The sequence below is a fragment of the Bacillus sp. DB-2 genome (genome assembly GCF_003315125.1).
Lineage (GTDB): Bacteria > Bacillota > Bacilli > Bacillales > Bacillaceae_G > Bacillus_A > Bacillus_A mycoides.
Genome location: NZ_QNRN01000010.1, coordinates 208,178 through 232,743, shown reverse-complemented (window position 1 = coordinate 232,743; position 24,566 = coordinate 208,178). Strand labels below are relative to the sequence as shown.

At 34.2% G+C, this 24,566-nt stretch carries 18 protein-coding genes and 7 pseudogenes; 16 read left to right on the top strand and 9 right to left on the bottom strand.

Going from position 1 to position 24,566, the window contains the following annotated elements; translation table 11 throughout:
• Positions 1-181: 181 nt before the first annotated feature.
• Complete coding sequence (locus tag DET63_RS18620) at positions 182-751, top strand: recombinase family protein (RefSeq protein ID WP_098111774.1); 570 nt, start codon at positions 182-184, stop codon at positions 749-751.
• Between the two features lie 72 nt (positions 752-823).
• Here the strand turns inward: DET63_RS18620 and DET63_RS18615 are convergent, their stop codons facing one another.
• Together DET63_RS18615 and DET63_RS18610 are read right to left on the bottom strand one after the other, a co-directional pair.
• The gene (locus DET63_RS18615) at positions 824-1,048 is read right to left on the bottom strand and encodes a helix-turn-helix transcriptional regulator (RefSeq protein ID WP_098589570.1); all 225 of its coding nucleotides are present in this window, start codon (positions 1,046-1,048) and stop codon (positions 824-826) included.
• A gap of 251 nt (positions 1,049-1,299) precedes the next feature.
• Positions 1,300-1,906 (bottom strand): annotated as a pseudogene (locus tag DET63_RS18610) (IS6 family transposase).
• A 350-nt stretch (positions 1,907-2,256) separates the two neighbouring features.
• Between DET63_RS18610 and DET63_RS18605 the strand changes: the two are divergent.
• From DET63_RS18605 to DET63_RS18590, 5 genes and pseudogenes are all read left to right on the top strand, one after another.
• Complete coding sequence (locus DET63_RS18605; protein ID WP_098589569.1) at positions 2,257-2,598, top strand: PadR family transcriptional regulator; 342 nt, start codon at positions 2,257-2,259, stop codon at positions 2,596-2,598.
• A complete protein-coding gene (locus DET63_RS30960; protein WP_113937451.1) occupies positions 2,588-3,427 on the top strand; it encodes a DUF1129 domain-containing protein in 840 nt (279 codons plus the stop codon). The genes DET63_RS18605 and DET63_RS30960 overlap by 11 nt, the downstream gene beginning before the upstream one ends.
• Positions 3,428-3,664: pseudogene (locus DET63_RS31060) on the top strand (ABC transporter permease); the annotation flags it as partial.
• Positions 3,665-3,794: 130 nt separating this feature from the next.
• Complete coding sequence (yknW, locus tag DET63_RS18595) at positions 3,795-4,493, top strand: YknW family membrane protein (RefSeq protein WP_113937450.1); 699 nt, start codon at positions 3,795-3,797, stop codon at positions 4,491-4,493.
• Between the two features lie 383 nt (positions 4,494-4,876).
• Positions 4,877-5,329 (top strand): GNAT family N-acetyltransferase, encoded by a 453-nt coding sequence (locus DET63_RS18590; RefSeq protein WP_113937463.1) that lies wholly within the window; start codon positions 4,877-4,879, stop codon positions 5,327-5,329.
• Between the two features lie 300 nt (positions 5,330-5,629).
• Here DET63_RS18590 and DET63_RS18585 read toward each other — a convergent pair.
• Positions 5,630-5,761, bottom strand: a pseudogene (locus DET63_RS18585) (IS6 family transposase); the annotation flags it as partial.
• Positions 5,762-5,820: 59 nt separating this feature from the next.
• On the opposite strand from DET63_RS18585, the pseudogene DET63_RS18580 reads away from it, so the two are divergent.
• Positions 5,821-6,491: pseudogene (locus DET63_RS18580) on the top strand (IS6 family transposase).
• 242 nt (positions 6,492-6,733) lie between these two features.
• On the opposite strand, the gene pdxR (DET63_RS18570) reads toward DET63_RS18580, so the two are convergent.
• The gene (gene pdxR / locus DET63_RS18570) at positions 6,734-8,128 is read right to left on the bottom strand and encodes a MocR-like pyridoxine biosynthesis transcription factor PdxR (protein WP_113937449.1); all 1,395 of its coding nucleotides are present in this window, start codon (positions 8,126-8,128) and stop codon (positions 6,734-6,736) included.
• A gap of 107 nt (positions 8,129-8,235) precedes the next feature.
• Between pdxR (DET63_RS18570) and DET63_RS18565 the strand changes: the two genes are divergently transcribed.
• The 3 genes and pseudogenes from DET63_RS18565 to DET63_RS18555 all read left to right on the top strand — a co-directional run bounded on the left by DET63_RS18565 (position 8,236) and on the right by DET63_RS18555 (position 10,234).
• A complete protein-coding gene (locus DET63_RS18565) occupies positions 8,236-9,141 on the top strand; it encodes a DMT family transporter (RefSeq protein WP_113937448.1) in 906 nt (301 codons plus the stop codon).
• Between the two features lie 157 nt (positions 9,142-9,298).
• Positions 9,299-9,532: pseudogene (locus DET63_RS18560) on the top strand (DDE-type integrase/transposase/recombinase); the annotation flags it as partial.
• A 129-nt stretch (positions 9,533-9,661) separates the two neighbouring features.
• Positions 9,662-10,234 carry a DJ-1/PfpI family protein gene (locus tag DET63_RS18555; protein ID WP_113937447.1) on the top strand — a complete coding sequence of 191 codons (573 nt, stop codon included), beginning with the start codon at positions 9,662-9,664 and terminating at the stop codon, positions 10,232-10,234.
• Positions 10,235-11,413: 1,179 nt separating this feature from the next.
• On the opposite strand, the gene DET63_RS18550 is transcribed toward DET63_RS18555, so the two are convergent.
• Positions 11,414-11,719, bottom strand: coding sequence for a DUF3784 domain-containing protein (locus DET63_RS18550; protein WP_113937446.1), 306 nt, complete (start codon positions 11,717-11,719; stop codon positions 11,414-11,416).
• A gap of 449 nt (positions 11,720-12,168) precedes the next feature.
• Entirely contained in the window at positions 12,169-13,605 is a 1,437-nt protein-coding gene (pdxR, locus tag DET63_RS18545) for a MocR-like pyridoxine biosynthesis transcription factor PdxR (protein ID WP_016093929.1), read from the bottom strand.
• A gap of 147 nt (positions 13,606-13,752) precedes the next feature.
• Here pdxR (DET63_RS18545) and DET63_RS18540 point away from each other — a divergent pair, with 147 nt between their 5' ends.
• Both DET63_RS18540 and DET63_RS18535 read left to right on the top strand, forming a co-directional pair.
• On the top strand, positions 13,753-14,658 hold the full coding sequence (locus DET63_RS18540; protein ID WP_113937445.1) for a DMT family transporter: 906 nt from the start codon (positions 13,753-13,755) through the stop codon (positions 14,656-14,658).
• 216 nt (positions 14,659-14,874) lie between these two features.
• Entirely contained in the window at positions 14,875-16,305 is a 1,431-nt protein-coding gene (locus tag DET63_RS18535; protein ID WP_113937444.1) for an IS4 family transposase, read from the top strand.
• Between the two features lie 340 nt (positions 16,306-16,645).
• On the opposite strand, the gene DET63_RS18530 is transcribed toward DET63_RS18535, so the two are convergent.
• Both DET63_RS18530 and DET63_RS18525 read right to left on the bottom strand, forming a co-directional pair.
• On the bottom strand, positions 16,646-17,689 hold the full coding sequence (locus DET63_RS18530) for a Fic family protein (RefSeq protein ID WP_113937443.1): 1,044 nt from the start codon (positions 17,687-17,689) through the stop codon (positions 16,646-16,648).
• Between the two features lie 615 nt (positions 17,690-18,304).
• Positions 18,305-19,543 (bottom strand): YcaO-like family protein, encoded by a 1,239-nt coding sequence (locus DET63_RS18525; protein ID WP_085313187.1) that lies wholly within the window; start codon positions 19,541-19,543, stop codon positions 18,305-18,307.
• An 834-nt stretch (positions 19,544-20,377) separates the two neighbouring features.
• On the opposite strand from DET63_RS18525, the gene DET63_RS18520 reads away from it, so the two are divergent.
• The 4 genes and pseudogenes from DET63_RS18520 to DET63_RS18505 all read left to right on the top strand — a co-directional run.
• Entirely contained in the window at positions 20,378-20,860 is a 483-nt protein-coding gene (locus DET63_RS18520; protein ID WP_113937442.1) for a thioredoxin family protein, read from the top strand.
• A 40-nt stretch (positions 20,861-20,900) separates the two neighbouring features.
• Positions 20,901-22,073, top strand: coding sequence for a DUF418 domain-containing protein (locus DET63_RS18515; RefSeq protein ID WP_113937441.1), 1,173 nt, complete (start codon positions 20,901-20,903; stop codon positions 22,071-22,073).
• Positions 22,074-22,200: 127 nt separating this feature from the next.
• Entirely contained in the window at positions 22,201-22,419 is a 219-nt protein-coding gene (locus DET63_RS18510; protein ID WP_000240392.1) for a hypothetical protein, read from the top strand.
• Between the two features lie 113 nt (positions 22,420-22,532).
• Positions 22,533-23,792 (top strand): annotated as a pseudogene (locus DET63_RS18505) (IS4 family transposase); the annotation flags it as partial.
• Here the strand turns inward: DET63_RS18505 and DET63_RS18500 are convergent.
• Positions 23,782-24,440, bottom strand: a pseudogene (locus DET63_RS18500) (VanW family protein); the annotation flags it as partial. The pseudogenes DET63_RS18505 and DET63_RS18500 overlap by 11 nt on opposite strands.
• Positions 24,441-24,566 lie beyond the last annotated feature (126 nt).

Here is a 24,566-nt window from a genome sequence, read left to right as displayed (position 1 = left end):
AAATGATTTCTTCCATTACCAAAAACCAATATTTTTGTAACATTTCTCATCCTACTTATATTTCTATATTTATAAGGTTTTTCAGGTTACAAAAAATAGTTACCAAAAGTATTACCAAATACCTTTACAATAAATGAACCTTCGGTACAATGAAAGTATATGGTTGTACAGGAGGAAGCAAATGATTATTGGTTATGCACGCGTATCTACTCTCGATCAAAATTTAGATCGTCAAATCCATTCACTTACTGAATACGGATGTGAAAAAGTCATTCAAGAAAAATTCACTGGAACAATCCGAGAAAGACAAGGTCTTATAAATTTGTTTGATGTGATAAGAAAAGGAGATACTGTTGTAGTTGAAAGTATTTCACGTTTAGGACGTAAAACATTAGATATTCTAAGTATTATTCAACAGTTCGAAGAAATAGGAATTCAATTTATATCATTGAAAGAGAATATGGATACAGGAACTCCTACAGGGAAAGCTATGTTGCAAATGATGTGTGTTATCGCAGAATTAGAAAGAAATTTGATTGCAGAACGAGTAAAAGAAGGATTAGAAGCAAGTAAGAAGCGTGGAAAAAAGTTAGGCAGGCCAAAATTAGAAAAAGAAAAGCTCTCGATTGCATTACGCATGTATGACAGTAAAGAATACTCAATTAAAGAAATTGTAGAAGGAACTGGCATATCACAAGGCTCTCTTTATCGAGCAATCAATCAAAGAAAACTTGAAGAAATACAGAGGTGATAAATCTCAGTGTTTTTACTTTGCGGTCTATGACAGCAACCCTGTCACTACCCCATATAAGAAAAGCCAATTCTATTCATCCTCTTCCCCCTCCTTATTTAAAACAAACACATCTTCCATCTTTAACTGGAACACATCACAAATTGTCAATGCTAGTAACAATGAAGGAACGTAGTCCCCCTTTTCAATCGCAGCGATCGTTTGTCTCGTCACTCCAACTTTTTCAGCTAATACACTTTGTGTGAAATTAAAACGAGCTCTTAATTCCTTTACTTTGTTAAAAATGGTCAAGTTCATCCCCCCTGCCTGTACTGTATCCTAAACTTAACAAAATGTAAACTCGATTTAACATTTATTTTGTGAAAAATCCAACTTTATAATAAGTGAAGCTGCACCTTAGGAAAAGAAAATGAGGAAAATCACAGAGGTTCTGATGCAAATATGTAACAACGAACAAACTAACAGCAGCTTCCTAATGCTAATGGAATTATACCTTATGTTATAAGTCCAAACACTTGATGAATGAAATTTTTCTGATTTTGGACAGACTAGTTTTGTAAATCAATCTGTCCCTTTCTCATCATATGCTTAGCTTCAATACCAATTAGTATAAAAGTTGCAGTTTTATATGACTTGTACCCTAACATCAAGCGCACGCGTTTTTTAATAAAACGATAATCCTGTTCTACAATGTTATTTAGATATTTTACTTGTCTGATCGGGATACCATTAGGTATCTTTTTCTCTTTCTTCAACTTAGCAATGGCCATCGAATAGAATGGATTTTTGTCTACTGTGATGACACGGGGCTTTGAAACATGAAAAGACCGCAAAGCCTTATTAAAAAAGCGCTTTGCAGCCTTGTGATTTCTTGTTTGACTCAGATAAAAATCAATGGTGTCTCTTTTGGAATCTACAACTCGATACAAATACATCCAATGACCTTTCACTTTTACGTAGGTTTCATCCACTCTCCAGGAATCATGCGTTTATTTTAAATATTTTCGAATTCGCACATTCAATTCAGGTCCATATTGATGTACCCAGCGCATGATGTTGTATGGGCAATGATTAATCCTCGTTCCCCATCATTTCCACCAAATCACGAAAGCTTAAGTTGCACCGTAGGTACCAACGTACAGTTAACAAAATGATGTCCGGTTAATAATGTTTTTACTTAAATATATTCTCCTTTTCCATACTGATCACGCACCTTTTATAGAGTAGTACTATCAGTTCGTCCAAGTTTGATAGACCATTTTCATATACTTCAAAGCCTTTGCACCAAAACCAAAAAATCTAAGTCCTATTTCATAATATCATCCTTTAATTGAAGAAAAAACTCCAGACATTTATCCAAAAAAAGCTATCATACAACAACTAGTAGGTTTTACATACTAGTTGTTGTATGATACAGTATATTTAACTAGTATGCTTAACAAACTAGTTGTTGAATAATATAATATATATAACTAATATGTATTACAAGTTAGTGAGGTGAATAAATGAAGGAGACGCAATTATTAAAGGGTATACTTGAAGGTTGCGTGCTATCTATTATTAAACAACAACAAGTATACGGTTATGAACTTGTACAAATGATGCGTGATTATGGGTTTACAACAATAGTAGGTGGAACGATTTATCCTCTACTGCAAAAATTAGAAAAACAAGGGTTAATTAAAAGTAAGGAGCTCACATCACCAGATGGACCGAATAGGAAATACTTCTTTATTACACATGAAGGAGAAGAACAATTAGAGGGTTTTGAAGAACAATGGAGTTCATTAATTGTAAAAGTGAATCGGGTTTTGAAAGAAGTGGAGAGTGAATCAGATGAAAAATAATACAGCTAAACAATTAGTGGAGAAAAATAACAAGCTTAGAGAACAGCTGTCCCCAGAAAATAAAGTGTACTATGAAGATATTTTACTGTATATGCGAACATTTGGTTTTTTCTATGAAGAATTAGAAACAGAACGACATTTAATGTCGATATTACAAGATATTTTAGAAGCGCAAAAGCACGGTGAATCGGCAGAAGAGTATTTCGGTAAAAACCCGAAAGAAATCGTCGATCAGTTGACAAAGCAATTTGATAAACCTTCATGGAAATCGATTTTTAAAATAAGTGGTTTGGTTCTTTTAATTAGTACGTTTTACGTCATTATCGGTAGTTTTACAGCCCCATCATTACAAGTAAATGTATTTGTTATATTGTTGAATGGGATATTCTCTGTTGCATTAATTTATGGTGTTTTTAAATTGTTACATCTGAGTATATATATGAAAACGCAATTACCAAAGTTAATTAAATTTTTCGTAGTATGGATAATGGCAATGATTCCATTTGGCGTATTCTTCCTTATTCAGCTGTATACACCGAAACAGGGAATTGTAAAAATTGGTGCCCCATTTGATTGGATTGCCATTCTAGTTATTTTAATCGTGTCTACCGTTTATGTTATATTCAAAAAGAAACGAGAATTCTTTGGAGGTCTTACTTTTGTTATCACTTTAGGAATCTTCGGTTTATTATTAAGGATTCCACAAACGAAAGAATTTTTCCAAGGTGGTAAAAACCAAACTTTTGTCGTTCTTGCCATTATTTTGCCTATTGCGCTCTATGTACTAGTCGAAAGGTTACTACTTCGAAAAATGGGAAATGAAAATTAATTACAATTCTTAATTGATGCAGTTATGTTAACGCTTCTTGGTGGATTGATAGGAATTGGGCTTGGTTATGGTGGTGCATATATTGTTTCCACGTTTGCAAAATAGCCACCACTCGTTTCTTGGGAAGTTTTCGTTGGAGGCGTATTGTTCTCTATGACGTTAGGTATGATTTTCGGATTAATTCTAGCGAACAAAGCGGCAAAATTAGATCCAATTGAAGCACTTCGTTATGAGTAAATTACTATTGTAGTAGAGAGAAAACTCTTTACTACATATTACAGTTCTAGTGGGTAGTTCGTAACCTCTAACTTAAAAGGGTGTGAATTACCCGTTAAAACGGGTTATATACATAGAAGGAGGCGTTATAGTGGAAGCAAATTTGAATACGCAAAAAGTGGGTGGAGAGAAGCCCTCTTTATTTAGAATGATTACTTCTCCTGGCTTACAGTTTGAGAGAATGAGGACGAGCGAGAAAGTTTGGGGTATGTTCCTCTTAGTAGCACTGTTACAAGGGCTACTAGGTGGTTTAAGTGCGTATGTTATGTATACTTCACCTGAGATGGTTAAAATGAAAAAAGAATTTGGTGAACTTGCTGGACAAAGTTCACTTACATCAGAAGTTATTTCTGGAATTGGATCAAGCTTTGCTGGTGCAATGGTTGGAACACTATTTATAGCAGCAATTTATAAAATATTCATGATGTTCTTTGGTAATGATACGCCTTACAAAACCTTGTTGAATATTGTAGTATATACAAACATTGTTCTTATTATTGGTGGACTTATTAATACAATTTTAAGTCTAATCTTGGGGGTTGGAACGACTCAATATACGAGTTTAGGGGTATTATTTGCGGAAGGTACATTTGCATACGGAATTGGTAATACAATTGAAGTATTCTATGTATGGAATTTAGTTTTAATTTGGCTCGGATTACAAGTTACAGCTGGATTAAGTAAGTTGAAAGCATCAATTCCAATTATTGTTTTATTCATTATTAAAGCGGTATTCTTAGCGGCAATTATTGTATTAATAGCGAAATTTTTACCTGGTATGCCGATATAAATAAATTACGTTTATTACAAAAAAATCAGTAAAGATTTGCAACATTAATAACCGGTTCCTTAACGTACAAGGTACCCAGCCGAGTTAGGTGTAAAAATAGGTCATTGACTTACTTTCATTTCCAATAATGACCTATTGAACTTATAGAGGGATCGTTTCTTCTATTGGTTGGTGGATTTTTTTGTAAATCAATTACATAATCCTCAAAGCGTTTTATATGTCTGGTCATATAAGGACTTAGCCTTTCTAAACCTTGTCGTGAAAAGAAAATCTGAACTGAAAGGCGAATCAAGGAACTGTTGAGTAGCAATAAAGTTACTCCACTAAAGGGCCATATTGTGGAGCACATATAAGAAAACTGGAAGGAATTTAAAGAGATGAAAATGGATATTAGGAAACTTAACGAAGGCGAACAACTTCCAATGGAGTTGTTGTTATTGGCTGACCCTTCAAGAGAAATTGTTGAAGAGTATGTCAATAGGGGCGAATGTTTTATAACTGAAATCGAACAGCAGACTATTGGAGTCTATGTATTACTTCCAACAAGACCTGAGACAGTAGAGCTTGTGAATGTTGCGGTCGTCGAAGATCAACACGGTAGAGGTATAGGCAAACGGTTGGTGTTGGATGCAATAAGGGTAGCTAAGACAAAAGGTTACAAAACAATTGAAATTGGAACTGGAAATTCAAGCGTAGGACAACTGGCTCTTTACCAAAAATGCGGATTTAGAATAATTGGTGTGGATATGGACTTTTTCGTTAGGCATTATTCTGAGAAAATCTTTGAAAACGGTATTCAGTGCAAAGATATGGTTCGTTTATCTCAAGATTTATAGGTTAAAAAGCTTTCAGCAAACGGGCACGATTGCTGAAGAAGGGTAGCAAAAGCTACTCTTCTTTTGTTTTTCCCTTGATTTTTTGGTGTAAGTACAGTATTTAGAATGAAGCAAGATCTAAGCCGTCCCATCTAATTTAAAAGTAAACTTTTGAATATTTATTTTAAATTCCTTAATAATCGCTTTTTTCACATCACTATAAAATACCATTATCATCATTCCCAATATAGTTATAAAGGTTTTGGTGCAAAAATAAAGTGAAAGAGAATAAAACATATATATTCCTAACGGAATCGTATCTTATGCTACAAGTCCAAACAATTGATGGACGAATTCTTTCTGATTTTGGATAGACTGGTTCCGTAAATTAATCTGTTCTTTTTTAATCATATGCATAGCTTCTACTCCAAAAAGAATGGATATAGCGGTTCTGTTGCAAAGTTTTCTAAATGAAGCTACACTCTAGAAAAAAAGAATGAGGAGAATCACAAGTGCGATATTTTAAAGGGAAACAGTTCAAGAAAGATATTATTTTGGTAGCCGTTTTTCTTTAAGCTATCGCGATGTGTCTGAGATTCTACAAGAACGAGGAATTTCCGTTCACCCTACGACGATCATGCGTTGGGTTCATGAATATGGAAGTCTGATCTATCAAGTCTGGAAAGAGAAAAACACAACACCCCACCATGCTTGGCATTTAGATGAGACTTACATCAAGGTGAAAGGTGAGTGGTGCTATCTATATCGTGCCATTGATAGCGATGGACATACGCTTGATTTCCAACTTCGAAAAACACGTGATCATCAAGCAGCCTATATGTTCATGAAGCGACTTGCCAAAGCTTTTGGAGAACCAACGGTTCTTACTACAGACAAGGCTCCAGCCTTGCTTTGTGCGTTCAAAAAACTGAAAAAGAACGGCTTGTATGCGCGTACGAAACATTGTACCATCAAGCATCTCAATAATCTGATTGAACAGGATCATCGACATGTAAAACGGCGCTTTGTCAAATCTTCTGGATTCCAAAATCTTCGTCATGCTTCACGTACTATAAAAGGTATCGAGACCATTCATGCCCTATATAAACAAAGGCGAAGTCTGCAAAGAGACTCCGCCTTTTCAACGTACAATGAACTTCAACAATTACTAGCTACTTCCTAAACCTTGTTCCTCATTTACCAACCTGTTTATGCTTTTTTCAAACTTTGCAACAGAACCAGCACATCGCTATCAAGCTAAGATTTTGAGCCCGCCTTAACGAAAATTTCAATTTTTACAGCTATTTAAGAGTATTAGGCTCACTATTTCCTTTTGGGAGAACAATGAATTTCTTAACTTGCCTTCGATATATGATGACCTTTAATAGGAAGAACGAAAAAATTTTTTTAGAGGAAAAATCAAGATTAGAGCCAAATTTTTGCTAATTGAGAAACTCCTTCTATTATCTTTTTTTCACATAAATTACCCAATCCAAGTTGAATATGCGGATATCGTGGTAGACATTTCGAGAAATATTTTGAACAAGGATAAACTACAATTCCGTGTTCATATGCCCTTTCAATTAGCATTTTTTCGCTCATTTCCGTTTTCACTTCAATAATAACGAAAATTCCGGAGCTACCACCTTTTATTTCAACATAATTCTTAAAATGTTTTAATAATTCCCTATTCAATAGATTCATTTTGCGTTTATACAAAGCTTTCATCTTCCTTAAGTGTGAGTACCAATATCCTTCATTCATAAAAGTCGCCAGTGTTCGCTGATGAATAGATGAGGATGTTTGCTCAAGCAAAGGGAGTATCTTTTTATATTCTCTTATTAACCTCCTAGGCAAAACCATATAACTGACACGGATAGAGGGTAGCAGTGCTTTTGAAAAAGTTCCTAAATAAACCACCCTACCATTAGAATCTAAACTTTGAAGAGACGGTATAGGTTGATGGATGTATCGAAATTCACTATCATAATCATCCTCAATAATATATCCGTCCACCCTTTTTGCCCATTGAATTAACTTTAATCTTTCATTGACGGGGATAGTCACTCCATATGGAAAGTGGTGAGTAGGAGTGACATATAAAAGTCTAGAAGGAGACTTTAAAAGAATATTGACTTGGATGCCTTGTTCTTTTACCGGGATCGGATCAATGATAAATGACTGAAGAGCAAATAGTTCTCTTGCCACATTATATCCTGGGTCTTCTACTGCCAGATAATGATAGTCTTGCTTTAGCAACAGCGACAAAAGTAATAACAAGTGTTGTGTGCTACTGCCAATAATAATCTGTTCAACAGAAGTATTAACCCCTCTTGATTGAAACAAGTAATCTGCTAATACCTTCCTTAATTTAATGTCACCTTGTTTTTCTCCGTATGAAAACATGCTAGAGTCTTTAACGATTTTGTTTGTAAGCATTCTCCATTTTTTCAAAGGGAAGTTCTCTTGATCGACTGTCCCAATCTTAAAGTCAATGGTTTTCATGACAGTTTGATTTTTTTCGTGACGCTGTTCTCTAATGGGTTCATAATTAAGCGTCTCATCCGATATAGTAGCCTCTACAAAAAATCCCTTTTTGTTTTCACTTCGAATATATCCTTCCGATTGCAGTTGTTCATAGGATACTTGAGTTGTGTTTCTGCTGACCTCTAATTGGATAGCAAGTTGTCTAATCGATGGCAACTTTGTACCCCTTTCTAATTTACCAGATAAAATCTGAGTACGAATGTATTGATAAACTTGTTGGTACATAGGAGTGTTACTTTCTCGATTGATATTAAATATTAGTTCATTCATCATTGTAATACCTCATCTGTCATTTGTATTTATTGTAAACTGTACCTTTTAAAAATGACAGTATAAATGAATAATGAATTTAGAAAAAAATTTAATTTGGGAGAAAACTCATGACAATATTTATGTACATATTTTGTTTAATTGTGTGGGGGCTCAACTTTATTGCAGTAAAAATTCAAGGAACTCCTGTCAGCTTAGAATTATCCTTAACTTATCGTCTAGTTATGACAGCCTTTTTATTTTTGATTCTTGTTTGGTTCCTTCGACCAAGGGGGATGCCAACAAGAAAAGATATCCCATTTGTAATAGTTTTTGGTGTATGTAACTTTGCATTAAGCTATTTATGCCTTTATTACGCCACAATTTTGAGTTCTGCAGCAATCGTAACATTGGTTTTTTCATTAAAGGTGATTTTGACCCCGATTACCCTTCGGATTTTTTTAAAAGAAAAGTTACATTCACGTGTTTTGGTTGGGGGGATTTTTGGTGTATTAGGCGTATGTATTCTCATCTATCCAAATTTGAACAACTTTCAAGGGTCCAATGACATAAAAGGAATTATGGTTGCGATCTTAGGTACGCTTCTTACAGCAGTAGGTGATGCCAGCTCGGCACGAAATGCAAGTCACAAGGTGAATCCTATCTATGCAAATGCCATTGGATTTACAGTGGGCAGTATATTGATGGGGATAATTGTATTATTTCAAGGACAAGAATTTATATTTCCAACATCGTTTTCATACTTATCTGTGTTGCTATATTTAACTCTGGTTGCTTCATTTCTAGCATGGTTATTCTATTTGAAGCTTGTAGAAAAAATTGGAGGAGCTCAAAGTGGCTATATGGTTGCACTTTTCCCGGTAATTGGAGGAATAGCTTCCGTTTTAATCGGTGAGTCAGATCCATCATTGTATTTGTTTGCTGGTTGCTTTTCTAGCTGCATTGGCGCTGCCATTGCATTAGGGTTTGGAACTCAGAAGCACAATGCGAAATTACCTCTAAAAAAAGCTAATTAAGAATGGGGAATTCTTCTCTATTTATATATATCTATAAGGCTTTGAAGTATATAAAAATGGTCTATCAAACTTGGACGAACTGATAGTACTACTCTATAAGTTCATGATCAGTATGGAAAAGGAGAATATATTTAAGTGAAAACATTATCAACCGGACATCATTTTGTTAACTGTACGTTGGTACCTACGGTGCAACTTAAGCTTTCGTGATTTGGTGGAAATGATGGGGGAACTAGGATTAATCATTGCCCATACAACTATCATGCGCTGGGTACATCAATAAGGACCTGAATTGAATGAGCGAATTCGAAAATATTTAAAATAAACGCATGATTCCTGGAGAGTGGATGAAACCTACGTAAAAGTGAAAGGTCATTGGATGTATTTGTATGGATACAATTTTTTAGCTTGATGACGCTGGGGTGATACTCAGTTGTTAAACAATTTAAACCTCGCTGTCTCCACTTGAAATTGTTATAATTAAAATGTTCTTAATATTTCGATGATGGAGGGCTAGAGAATGAAAATTGCAATAGTCTGTTTTGATAACTTTACTGATATAGATGTTTTTTTACCATGGGATTTATTAAATCGTGTACGTTTAGTTGGTGGTATTTCTGATTGGAATGTCCAACTATTAGGAACGGAAAAAACTCATGTATCCATGTCTGGCTTACGTATCCCCATGACAGGAAGCATATCTGATATTCCTTCCGCTGACGCTGTAATATTTGCAAGTGGTAAGGGTGTACAAGATTTATATAAAAATCAAGAATATCTTAATAGCATTCATGTAGATACTCAAAGCCAATTAATAGGCTCTATGTGTTCTGGTTCACTACTACTAGGAGCTAAAAAATTGTTAACTGGCAAAAAAGCAACTACATATCCATCCGTAGTAGAACAGCTTAAAGAATTTAATGTAGACGTTATTGAACAAAGTTTCGTAAACGAAGGAAATATCTCGACTGCTGCGGGTTGTTTTGCTGCTCAAGATCTCTCTGCTTGGATTATAAGAACCCTAATTAATGAAGAAATGGTTGACACTGTGCTAGAAACTGTTCAGCCAGTGGGCAAAGGTTTATATTTTTAATTTCAAGTCAAGTCAGAAATAGATAATCTGACTTGATTATTTATAGTTGCGATAGGTAAGACTTTGAAGTTATCTCCATCCTTTCCCCCGCTTAGCACTGTACGTGCGACTTTCATCGCATACAGCGCCCCATCTTATCCTTTTATACTAAAGCAACTTGATTACAAACAATGTTGTACTCACCAATGTATTCATTCCCTTTTCTTACGAAAAGTCACATCATCTTACTCGATCCTGTGAGTTACATCCAGTTGATTTAGTTTTCAAAGAACAAGACTAGGGACTATCCCTCCACATTCGTTACATGCTTCGTCGGTAATGTGTCCCCACCTTCACAAGAATAAAGCAATTTCGGTTCGTTAGAACCTTATATGCACCTGTCTGCTAGTAGGCGTTTATGACAGTTTCTTGCTTACCACGTTCCGATTGACTTAGCTATACATATATCCTTAGGTGCTTACTTTAAGCCTGTTATCTTTACATCCTCATCGTTAGATGTTCCGAATTTCATACTATTTACTCTTACTTTTCGGTAGATAACGTCGTCATTAACGACATGCACATTTCTAATGTATTAAACGTTTAGACCCGTACATTCGCAAGTTCGCCAGTCTATTTAGACATTCTCACCATAGATATTTTGTAGCATCCCGACCTATCCATCACCATATGATTTCTCACTTAGGTTTTGTTCAGCCGACTTCACCTAGCTTCATACAATTTGCGTCTACTATCACGCCTTGCATGTAGGAGTATCAGATAAGTAGTTTCAGCTCAACCTGACGGCTTTCATTCCTACTTTCAGTCAATCCGTTGTTGTCATCAAATTGATAACCCTCCTATTTCGTGTTTGCACACTTATAAGGAAACGTGTCGCACAAATAGCGTTTTTGTTCAATTTCTTCTTCAGTGAATCCAAGTAATTCTCCTAAGTAGGGGTACCGTCACATCGCTATCAAGCTAAGAAAAGCAAATACCCCAAAACGAAAAAATGGACTAAAATCTCATATACACCTATGAAAAGACCAAATTTTCTTTTTGGGGGCGCTTCAAAATGTTAGCTAGATGGGTCTGGGGTACCGCCAGCATTTTGGAAAAAACCCATGCTAAGCAAAAAAATAAAATGAGCTGTCCATATGGACAGCTCATTTACATAATGATCGTTAGCGGAAGTTACATTTATGAATGTATATTAATAAGATTTGCCCACACAATTACTAATACTGTGCCTAAAATTACTAATATCGTAAAAATAATAGCAGCAATATCTCCTATACTCTCTAATCCAAAAGGTAATAAAAAAGTTGCGATTCCTATAACATACGAAAAAACTCCAAATATCTTTGCTAATCTTTCTTTATCACCCACGAATGTTTCTTCTTGATAGCCTGCAATGAGCCATAGTTTCTTTTTTATATGGATTTGATAACCCATAATAATCATAATTAAAGCAACAACTATACAAGCAATAAATTCACCAATCACTTTACTTCGCCCCCCTTTTTTATAACAAATTTTACCATAAATAGAAGTGTTTTTTCTTTGTTTCTTAACTCTTATCTTGTATATCATATTCATGTGAGGTTAACATAACGTCTCATTATCGGTAGCAAGGAAAAAGGCGGAATCTTATTCTCACAAGAAATTTGCCTTTTTCTTTTCCTATAATTCTATGAATCTTTTTATACATTCCTATCCTGGCGCGATTTTAGGGTTCTCCTTTATTACTGAATGAGCCGAAAAAATGTATAAAATCTTGCATGCTCTTAGCGTGGTTTTTTTCCAAAATGCTGGCGGTACCCCATGCCCATCAAGCTAAATTTTGAAATACCCCCAAAAAGAAAATTTTTATCTCTCTACACCAATTTATGAGAATTCAGTTTTTTTCGTTTTTAGGATAACGAATTTCTTAACTTGATGGCAATGATCTCACATTAAAGTGTACGGATAATTTTGCTTAATTCATATATTCCTTTTTCTAAATCTACAAGTGAAGCATAGGCGTATGATAAACGTATGTATTGTCCTTCATCCTGTCCATAAATGTGCCCTGGATTTATTAGTATTCCTTTTGCTAAAGCCATACTAAATAAGGATCGCATAGAAACTATTTTTTTTATATGAACCCAAATAAAGAGCCCTCCTTGAGGGACTTCCCAAGTAACAATATCTTGTAAGTACTTCTCAAGCCAACCTATCAGTGCATCTCTTCGAACTTTTAGCTGTTTTCGTACGAACAGCACATGCTCCTGATAAAAGCCACTACTAAGCCACTTAAAAGCAATACGTTGAGATAAAGAACTCGATCCATAATCAGATTGCATCTTAATGTCAGCAAGACTATTAATAACAGATTGTGGACCTACAACCCATCCAATACGTAATCCTGGAGTAAGAGTTTTAGATAAACTTCCCAGATAAAGGACTTGACCATTTATATCTTTTGCTTTTAAGGCTAAAGGAGGTTCTTCATCAATCCATAATTCTCTATAAATATCATCTTCTATGATAGGAATTCGTTCCTCTTTGCAAACTCTTAGAAGCTCAGCTCTTCTAGGCTCTGACATAATATACCCTGTAGGATTATGAAAAGATGGAATAGTGTATAGGATGCTTTGTTGAGATTTTTGTTTTTGAGCTAAAATTGACTTTGTTATTATCCCTTCATTATCTACGGGTAATCCCGCAAGAAGCATACCGGCAGATTGAAATACATGTAAGGAATAAAGATAAGATGGCCTTTCAAGTAAAACTGTGGATTTAGGTTTCAATAAGCCTACAGATATAAGGTCTAAGGCCTGTAAAGCACCTGAAACGATAAGAATAGAATCAGGAGATGCTTTTATGCCATGAGATTTTAGGTATGTACTAATAGATTGACGTAGTGGAAAAAAACCTTTGGGTTCTTCATATCCAAACGCTTCTATTTCATTGGCTAATTCTTTTATACTTTGTTTCATCTGCATTAGAGGGAATAACTCTGGTGATAATTCACCTTTACTAAGTTGTATTAAATTAGAATTCGACTCGGCTTCATTAATCTGCTGTACCATTATTCGACTAGGTTGATGAAATCCGGTGTTCACATGATTATTCCAATTTTGAGGGTTATTCGTTAACAAAGACCAGGTATTATTTGCAACAATATTACCCACTCCCCTTTTCCCCTCAATAAGTCCTTCTGCCTGAAGTTCCTCAAGTGCGGTTATAACTGTACTACGATTAACATTAAACATATTAGCTAATTTACGTTGACTATATATTTTACTTCCAATTGTCCATTCTCCTACTGAAATCTTATTCTTTATGTATTCTATAATTTGTATATATTTAGGGATTTTGAGTGACTTATCTTTATTATATTGATTCATCTCCAATATTGCTCCTTTCTTAAAGTGGTTGGTTTTGTATTTTCTCACTGGATGAAGACATTATATCAACCCAAGGTTATTATGAAAAGCATATTCATTCAACATAAAAGTGGTTGGTTTTTAGTTTGCACAGAGGGGGAATTGGTAATGAAATCAGTCAATAAGTCCATCTTTTTTTCGCATCTATTCATCATAGTGCTTTGGGCTTCTGCTTTTCCAGGTATTCGTTTAGCACTTACAGGGTATAGTCCAGAAAGCCTATCTTTATTACGCTTACTCATAGGATCTTTGGGATTAATGATCTTTGCAATTGTTACACGCATGAAACTACCACAAGTAAAGGACATACCGGCAATTATCCTTTTTGGTGGTTTAGGGTTTACATCCTATTATCTCGCATTAAACTATGGAGAAAAATTTGTAAACGCTGGTACTGCAAGTTTATTAGTTTCATTAACTCCTATTTTCACGGCAATTTTAGCTTGGGTTATTTTTCGAGAACGTATTGGTTTATGGAAGTGGATAGGAGGAATAGTAGCATTTTCCGGAGTGGTTCTTCTTTCATTAGGTCATTTAGGTGGATTCTCATTCCATAAAAGCGCATTCTTAATATTAATAGCTTCTCTTGTTGAAAGTTTATACTTTGTTTTACAAAAGCCTTATTTAAAAAAGTACGGTTCCCTTTCCTTTACTTGCTATACAATTTGGGGCGGAACACTCTTAATGTTAATTTTTCTTCCTGGATTATGGAATTCTATTTCAAACGCTCCACAAGAAGCAACATGGAGTGCTGTATATTTAGGGATTTTCCCTACTGTTCTTCCCTATATTGCTCTAGGCTACCTCACTACAAAAAGAGGTGCCTCCGAAGCAACAAGCTCTTTATATCTCACACCACTGTTATCTTTCATTATTGCTTGGATATGGCTAGGGGAAATACCAACTTTTAATACAATTGTAGGAGGAATCATAATCATAGCAGGTATAATGTTAACTATTGTACAAACAAATGAGGTGCAAACCCAAAACCAGAAAGAATCAGTTGAATTATAAGATTTTTTGCCAAGAGTTATATTTCCATACCACTATGATTAATCGCCTTTAACAATTATATAATCTAATTATTGTGCTGAAATGGACTTCAGCAATTTAAAGAAATTAGTATACTGGGACCATTACTCACTATCAAGCTAAGATAAATTTGTATCTATATAATCAAAAAAACGCTATTCTTTTTGTAGAAATATACAGAAAGGATGGTGTTTTTGTATGAATCTATCGATTCAAGATGAGTTTCATTTGTTCGCTGAAGAACTACAGCGATATTTATCTCCACATATTCTTCAACAACTTGCACAAGAGAACGGTTTTGTAAAACGTAAAAGTAAGTATGGTGCACGCGATTTAGCTGCTTTATGTATTTGGATTAGTCAACATGTAGCAAGTGATTCTCTCACTCAATTATGTAGTCAGCTTTATGCCAATACAGCTACACTCATAAGTCCAGAAGGACTGAATCAACGCTTTAATCCAGCAGCTGTCGCATTTCTTCGAGAAGTTTTTACTTCTCTTCTCACACAAAAACTCTGTTCAAATCACTCACTTTCTGCACATATAATCTCTACTTTCAATCGTATCCGTATTCTAGATGCAACAGTGTTTCAACTGCCTGATCAATTCGCCACTGACTATCAAGGTTCAGGTGGGAGTAGTAATAAGGCAGGCGTGAAAATCCAATTGGAATATGATTTACTTAACGGTCAATTCCTTAACGTGCAGCTTGGACCAGGAAAAAATAATGATAAAACATATGGTACCATCTGTCTTAAAACCGTAGAAGCAGGCGATTTGTGTTTACGTGATCTTGGTTACTTCGATTTAGGAGACTTACAAGCCATTAATGATAAAGAGGCTTACTATATCTCGCGGTTGAAGTTGAATACACGCATTTATATCAAGAACCCTGAACCAGAATACTTCAAAAATGGTACGTTAAAAAAGCAAACAGAATACATCCAGCTTGATATGACACAAATGCTGTCTGGTCTAATCCCTGGTGAAACGATGGAAATCCCCGAGGCATACATTGGCCAAAATCAGAAACTTCCAGCACGTGTCATTATCCATCGTTTAACCGATAATCAAACACAAACACGTCTGAAAAACCAAGCGATACGTGAAAAAAAGAAAGGCATTGTCATGAAGGATAAAAGTAAACGTTTAATGGGCATGAATGTATATATCACGAATACGTCGCTAGAAGAAGTACCAACGAACTACGTGCATTCATTATATTCACTTCGTTGGCAGATTGAAATTTTGTTTAAAACGTGGAAATCATTCTTTGAAATTGATGAATGTCAAAATATAAAAAGAGAACGCCTAGAGTGCCATTTATATGGACAACTCATCGGCATTCTCCTCTATTCTTCTACGATGTTTCAAATGCGTCAGTTTCTGTTTGAAAAGAAAAAGCAGGAGCTGAGTGAATATAAAGCAATTTATATGATTAAAGATTACTTTCCATTACTGTTTCAAGCGATAGCCGTTGGCACAGAAGAACTTTTAAAAATTCTGCATTGCCTTTATCAACTGCTCAAAAAGAACGGTCGTAAATGCCATCGGTATAAGAAGATGACCGTCTTTGATATTCTAGGGATTGTGTATAAAACGACAGTGAAGCATAGACAAGCTGCCTAGCGAAAAAATCGCGTTTTAATAGGCTTCTTTAGCATGCCTATTTTTTTATCACTTGCTAGTTTTGAAACAAGGATCAATTCGTACCTAGTAATTTATTTAGTTAGCTTGATGGGCATGTGGCGGTACCCCATGCCCATCAAGCTAAGAATTTAGGACTACCCCCCAAACGATAAATCTGTACAAATTGCTCAATTTTATCATTTTGGGGTAATTTATTTGTGTTAAGTGGATGGCGATGTGGTGCTACCCCGTGTAGTAAATTTAAAGATTTGCATGCGAAATAACCCCTATCTGTTTCTTTTTTATGGTTTACTAAATCCTAATAACCCAAAAATAATTACTAAACTTTCATCCATTGGGCATTTCTTCCTTTTGAGATTAACTTAATATAACCAAATAATTGTAAGGAGCTTAAAGTTTTACTGATTGTACTTTCGGCTATATCTGGATGGATGCTACGGATACATTCTTTAGTAAAAGGATGTTTTTGTTTATGTATAAAATTTTGAATGCGTTCAACCTTAGTATTGTTACATATAGAATCTCGGATTGTAGAATGCAAGTCTTGGTAGGCCTCTAATATAATATTTAAAAACATTTTTATCCAAAAACTAATATTGTGCTCACCACAGTACCAATTAACTGAAGATTTATATATTGAATCGTAATATTCTGATTCGTTCTTCTTGATATATTTATCTAAACAAACATATTTTACAAATGTGTGTCCGTTTTTTACTAATAGTAATTGCATTAGCATAAGCGCTAGTCTACCATTCCCTTGACTAAAAGGGATTATGCAATAAAAATTTAATATAAAACGAGCGATTAATAAAAGGGAATGTAGTTCCTTTTTATTGTTTACTGAATTGTATTGATTACATAATTGTTCCATAGCCTGTGGAATAAGCTCGTGTGGGAAAGGACGATAACTACTTGTATACATCCCACTTTCCGGAATTCCTGGGATGTAAAATGGTTTTTTGCGCCATTTTGCACTATCAGAGGTACTATAATGTATTAATTGAAAATGCAATTCTTGTATAGTTTCTGGGCTAATTGATAAAGTACAAGATCTTTTATGTACAAGTGACAAAGTTTTAAAATAACAAAAAACGGCATCTTCTTCGATGTTTTGAGGCACTATATCATCTAAAATAAGTTCTTTTAATCTTTTATTTGGAACTTTTATATCTTTATATACAGTAGTAAAGTTTTTTATGTAGTGCAAAGGTATATTCTTCTCTAAATTAATGAATATATCAGGCTTTTGTTCTTGATAGGCAGCTAATCTTCCCTTGTATTCACTAATTTCACTTACTAAGTTTATTAATTTTCTTTTAAGCCCAATATTTTTATAATTGTCTTCAAAAAAGTTTCTCATTTTTCCCCCTGGTACTCCCCCTAACTTGTTGCTACATAAAATCATTCATTCCAAAGATATATTACAATAATAACATTGAGTAATGCTATAGTTTTTTATTTTTTAATTTATTTTATTGTTATTTAAATATGAACCCCCATAAAAAACTATAAAAATTACGTTTGTAGGAAAGTTGATTGGGTGTACATAAAAATGAATAATGAAAAATCAGTTAAATTTTATCGTATAATGAGAAAGATAAGATATTAGAATGGTTATTTTTTTCCACTCACTCGAGAAGGAGGACTAAGAAAACGTATTGTGAAAAGTCCTTATTTATAAGGATTTCAAAAATACAAAAGGCTAGGTTTTCATCTGTGTCATAAAGTGCACTTTTTTGACATGATGTATAAATTTCTAATGAATTAACTTAATTCCCCCGTTTCGGAGATTTGGGCAAAAACACCCAAGAAAAAGATAATGTACTTGATACATTCCGCATCTAATTTAAATTAGATGTTTTTTTGTTTTGTCGAAAATATATGAGGTACCATCAACAAACATTTTAATGTTTGTTGATGGTACCTCATATATGGCGGATTAGCATTTTTCTTAGTCCTCTTTATAGGGTGTTTTTTATAAACTGGACTGTGACTTAAGGCTCTTTTTCATACCTCTTTCGGACGGAAACACCAATTGACCATTTGTAATCAATAAAAAACGCTCCATTTGTGGAATTAGTACATGTATGATTTTTATGCCATTGGAAAACTCTTTGACTGGAGAATAATAGATAGAAAAATGTTGTTGGTGTAATCGCTCTTGCAGTTCTTCAATGTAAAGTATTAAATTACGTTCTGAAAATCTCGGTAAATCCTCAAATGAAACATAAGTGGCTGGAAATTGATTAAATACGGAACACATATTCATTTCTGCACAAGCATAGTGACGAGGATACGGCTGTAATTGATTCAAAAAATGCTCTCGATGTGCTAGCTCATCACCAATATTTGCAGAGGCAATATGATTCACCTGAACCAATTCTGTAATACTTCGCAAGATAGCATATTCAGGGTATAAAGATGTGCCTAGCCCGAATATACCAGTATGCTTTTTATTTTTTGTAACAGCTAATATAGTTGGAATTGCAACTTCCGTTGTAATATCCAATAGTATAATTTCCTCTTGTAATTCCCCTTCTGCTTGTACAATTGTTTCTTTTAGTGATGAGGGAAGCGTATTTGGATGAATTATCTTTAATGTATGATCTGGTATATCATAGTAGAAATGTCGAAGTAGGAATAAAGAAAAAGCATCCCGTTCAATGACTTCATTCGTTGCATGAATAATCGCTTCATGTAAAGTGGAACCAATGGCTGTGCCACTATTAGAACTGTATCGTTGTACTTTCTGATACTGATAAGTATCCGTTTCGATTGGATGTTGCATATAATGTGGATTGGCAATGAAAAATGGATACCATATATGTTGTTGTGTATCATTCAAAGCATAGTATTTTTTACAAAGTAATTGTTGATCGGGTTCTTCTACTATCAATTGCATAACACGTTCTCCGTCAAATATTGGGTTCTTCGCAATATGATGAGACGAGAAAAAATCACAATCTTTCATTGTTATATTCTCCAGAGTATAATGCTCTAAGGCCTCAAACAATGCTCCTAATTCATTGTACTTCCCTTTTCCGACGCCAAATGATTCAATCTGCTGATTTGAATTAAATAATTCCACGTATGTGGTTTGTATTTTATCTCCAAAAACTTTTTTTTCCACTGAAAAACTTAATTCTTTGAACGTATCCATAATACGTTGACGCGCAATTTCTTCTATGGTTTCTCTTTCCCAAGAATATAGCATTCTAATAACCTCCAGTTAAATAAAATAAAGTAAATGAATACAATCTTTCATGGATTTATGTATAGATAAAGAGGACATCATAAGACTGTCCTCTTTATCTTCTTTATCTTCTTTATTTTTTTTCTTGTAGTTTCTGTAATTCTTTTGCTTCAGAAACTGTTAATTTAGGTTCATGACTTTCACTTGTTACTATAATCCAACGTCCCATTATGAACTCCTCCTTCATTATATAATCATGTGGTACATCCAAATTATAGAGAGAAAATATTGAAGAAACAACCTATTATTACGAAAATTCAAATTTCTCAATAAATTACGGTTCTATAATTACACTTTTGAGTGTAATTATAATTTTTATGTATTTAGTGATAAAGAGAACTCTCAATTTGGGAACATTCCTAAAAACGGATACCTTTAGATACAGTATATTTTTTGCAGCGTAAACCACTTCAAAAGGTATCAAAATGTACTTAAGCCATACTTCATGAATATACGGACTTTTTGAGGCATTGTTTGTTGAATAATATTTCGCTTAATAGCGAAATATATTTTCCCTATAAGTTGGATTCAACAGATATAGCACTGCATAGAAGCCCTTGTTAATGTGGGTGTTAATATTTTAATTTAAATCTGGTACATGAAATTATATAAACTAGGTTATTTCTTTGCTTTTAAAATTGATATAGCATTCTATATCAATTTTATGGTATTATATAGATAGAAAATTTGTTATCAATTGTTTATACTCTATTGTACGTAGCGTGAAGGACAAACCTTACGCCCAGTTAACTCGGGCGAGGTTTGTCCTTTTTTTATTTTAAGGAGGAATTTACTATGAAAAAAGTTTACAAAATTGGAGCAATTGTTACTACATTATGCGTGGCTTGCATCGTAATCTTTACTTTAACTAAAAATGAATCTGTTAATCCAGAGACTGTAACACCAAACAAAACAATGGTGTCAGCTGCAGACGCAAAAGGAATACCCAAAAATATTAAAGATATTTCAAAAGAAGAATTAAAGGAAAAAATACAATTCCATGAAGAGTTTATTGCGTATTACTATCAACCAACCTGTCATTATTGTAAAAAAGCTGCACCAGATATCGATAGTATGTCAAAAAAGCATGATAGAACCATCTATCGTATTGATATCTCTACGCCAGAAAATCAAAGTGCCTTTCAAGAGTTCGACATTCCTGGTACTCCAGTTGTTGTAGCTTATAACAGAGGCGAAGAAATTGAACGCCTAGAAGGGGCAGTGTCAGCTGCTACATATGATGGATTCTTTGCGAGACGTAATTCGAACGCTAGCTAATATAGTGCTCGTTTTTCTTTTTTGAGAAAGGAGAATTAACATGCAACAAAACGCCCGTATTTATTCTTTAGACATAATAAGGGGTATGGCCATACTATGTATCCTATTTGCTAATCTACCTACTATGACAGGACTAGATTCCTTTAATCAAGCAGGTTACTCCGGTATAGATAAAGTAGTTCGTTTTCTAGTAGATTTACTGATATCATCAAAGTTTTATACCATTTTTGCATTCTTATTCGGCGTGGGATTTTATATCTTTATGAGAAATACAGAAAAAAAGGGGTATCCCATATATATACTATTTAGTCGTAGGTTATGTATTCTATTACTATTTGGTGTAATTCACTTTATCTTTCTGTGGTATGGAGATATTTTACATGCATATGCTATAGCAGGTTTTGTTCTATTGTTCTTTTATAAGCGGTCTACTAAGCTTATTTTTATAACAGGTTTTAGTTTTTTACTAGCTAGTTATACTCTACATGTTATTTTATTTTTACATGCAAGCCCTTCTATTCCTGAAGAGATACCAAAATACTATCAATATATGTTTACAGGCAACACTACTAATCACACAGTGAATCTATTTTTAAATTATTTACATCAAATAAAAGCTCGTTTGTTCTTTCTTATGACACAGGAATTTCAGCAACTTCTAATAGGGATCCCGGAATATATTGGGTTATTTTTAATAGGTTTATGGGCTGGAAAAAAGAATATTTTTAGACGCGTATCGGAACTCAGAGGGAAAATTCAAATTTTACAGTGGAGTTCGCTATTCCTATCATGTCTGCTCTCCCTCCCTATCATCTATTATTTTATAGAAACAGATGTCTATTACTCTAGCCATATCCAGCTATGGATTCTTTTTGGAGGAAAAACGCTAGCTATATTCTATATTTGTTCTCTACTTTTAATTTGTGAGAAAAAAAGATATATAAAGTGGCTATCCCCCCTTATGAACGTAGGTAAATATGCTTTAACAAATTACATAGCCCAAAGCATACTAACACTTATCATTCTTTCAGGATGTTTTCAGGATATCTCACACTTATTTTACTGGCAGCTATGTATCTTTGGACTTCTTATTTGTATCGTACAATGTATATTCAGTACACTATGGAGTAAGTATTTCCGATATGGACCTATCGAATGGCTATGGAGAAAATGGATTTATAAATGGGGTACCGCCACATTGCTATCAAGCTAAAAAAATAGGTCACCCCCAAAACGAAAAAATATGTTAAATGCCCATAGATAACTATCTTATATTAATTACATAACCTAGTGTGTGATATAATAATATAAAGATATTATGTTTAAAGGGGGGATTCAAATTGGTTAAAAACTTACCTTTACTAATAGTGATTTTAATACTAGGTGTAAGTTCTTCTACATTAAGTACGAACGGATACTTTTCTCCAGTTATAGAATGGTCTTTAATGATTATAAGTATTATTTTAAACATTACTGCAGTGATAGGTTTATCACTACACGTCCTTGTATATCAGCCTATGAAAAGATTTGAAAAAAATTTAAAAGAGACCTTCAAATAAAATAATTATATTTGAGGTAACACCACATCGCCATCGAGCTAAAAAAATGTATCCATAAAAAGAAAAAATACGCTATTCTTTCTGTAGAATCATAGGAAAGGATGGCGTTTTTTATGTCTGTTTCTGTGTCTGACGAATTACAACTATTTGCTCAAGAGATTCAAAGTTTTTTATCTCCAAATACCTTACGGGATCTTGCTAGAGATGTTGGTTTTGTACAACGAACCAGTAAGTACCAAGCAAAAGATTTAGTAGCTTTATGTGTATGGACGAGCCAAAATGTAGCTATGACTTCTTTAACTCAGTTATCTAGTTGTTTAGAAGCATCAACAGAAGTACTCATCAGTCCTGAGGGACTGAATCAGCGGTTTAATAAGGCGGCCGTCCAACTTTTACAACACCTACTAGCCGAACTACTAAGCAAAAAATTTGCCGCATCTATGCCGATTTCTTCTCCATACACTTCTGTTTTCAAGCGTATTCGTATTTTAGATTCAACTGCATTTCAACTCCCAGATGTATTTTCATCGGTTTATCCAGGTGCAGGAGGATGTAGCCATACAGCTGGGATAAAAATTCAACTTGAGTATGATTTGTTAAGTGGACAGTTCCTACATATTCATACAGGTCCAGGTAAACAACATGATCGTACTTACGGCTCTCTGTGTGCCCCAACTGTTACGGCGAATGATTTATGTATCCGAGATTTAGGTTATTTTCATTTAAAAGACCTTCAATATATACAAGATAAAGAGGCCTACTATATCTCTCGTATCAAGTCGAATACACGTATGTATCAAAAAAATCCTAACCCTGATTATTTTCAAGATGGAAGAATTAAGAAAGGTACAGAGTATATACAGATAGATATGGAGACGTTAATGAACTCTCTTCAACCAGGACAAACATGTGAAATAGCTGATGCTTATGTAGGTATGATTGATAAAGTGCCAGCTCGTGTAATTTTTCATCGATTAACAAAACAACAGCAACAAAAACGATTACAAGATCAAGCTGTAAGAGAAAAAAAGAAAGGAATTAAGTATTCTCCTCGTAGTAAACGACTCAGTGGTATCAATGTATATATGACAAACACCCCTACAGATATTGTCCCGATGGGACAGGTACATGACTGGTATTCTTTGCGTTGGCAAATCGAAATTTTATTTAAAACGTGGAAGTCATTCTTTCAAATTCATCATTGTAAAAAGATAAAACCAGAACGATTGGAGTGTCATTTATATGGTCAATTGATTGCCATTCTACTCTGTTCTTCTATCATGTTTCAAATGCGCCAATTGCTCCTCATGAAGAAAAAACGAGAGCTTAGTGAGTATAAAGCCATATATATGATTAAAGACTATTTTCTTCTTCCACGATAGAATACGTATATGGGGGTACTGGGATGCTCTAATTTCTCCGTATATGTATTCTTCATCAATATTCAGATTGACTTGATAAGTAATATTGGAATTATTTATGAATTTGAGATCAATAATACCATTCATCAAGGTGGCACCTGTTCCAAATGGAATCACACGTCCATAGTCAGGGAATGGATCGAAACTATGACGATATCTTTCCACTGTTTCTAATTCTGTATGCAGAAACATCCAGTAAAGAAGATTCCCTAACTGACAGAGACCACCACCTATTCCCTTAATCGCTTCCCCATTCATTAGAATAATTCCTTCTTTATATCCAGCCTTTTCACTGGAATTACCAACAAGATACCAAAATGAAAATGTTTCTCCCGGTTTAATTACAATCTGGTTCATTTTGCAGATAGCTAGCTTTAGATTAATGATTTTGTTATATTGTAGCTGTATATCTGTATCACCTAATTTTCTGATAAGTAAAGATTTATGTTTGTAAATCCTGTAAGGTAATGGATTTCGTTCAAATGTTTTTGAAAATTTATAGCCTTTAAGACGGTCACTTATTTTTTTAAATAGCCTACGTTGTCCAATTCTAATAGGAATTAAAAAGGGAAACCTCTGTGTTAATAATTTTCTTGCCATTGGGAGTTGAGCTCCTTTATATATTATTCATCATTACTAAGCAAATGATTTTGGTGCAAAACCTTCAAGATAATTGCAATGAATCTATAAATCTTGAACATACCGATACTATTACTCTAAAAAGAG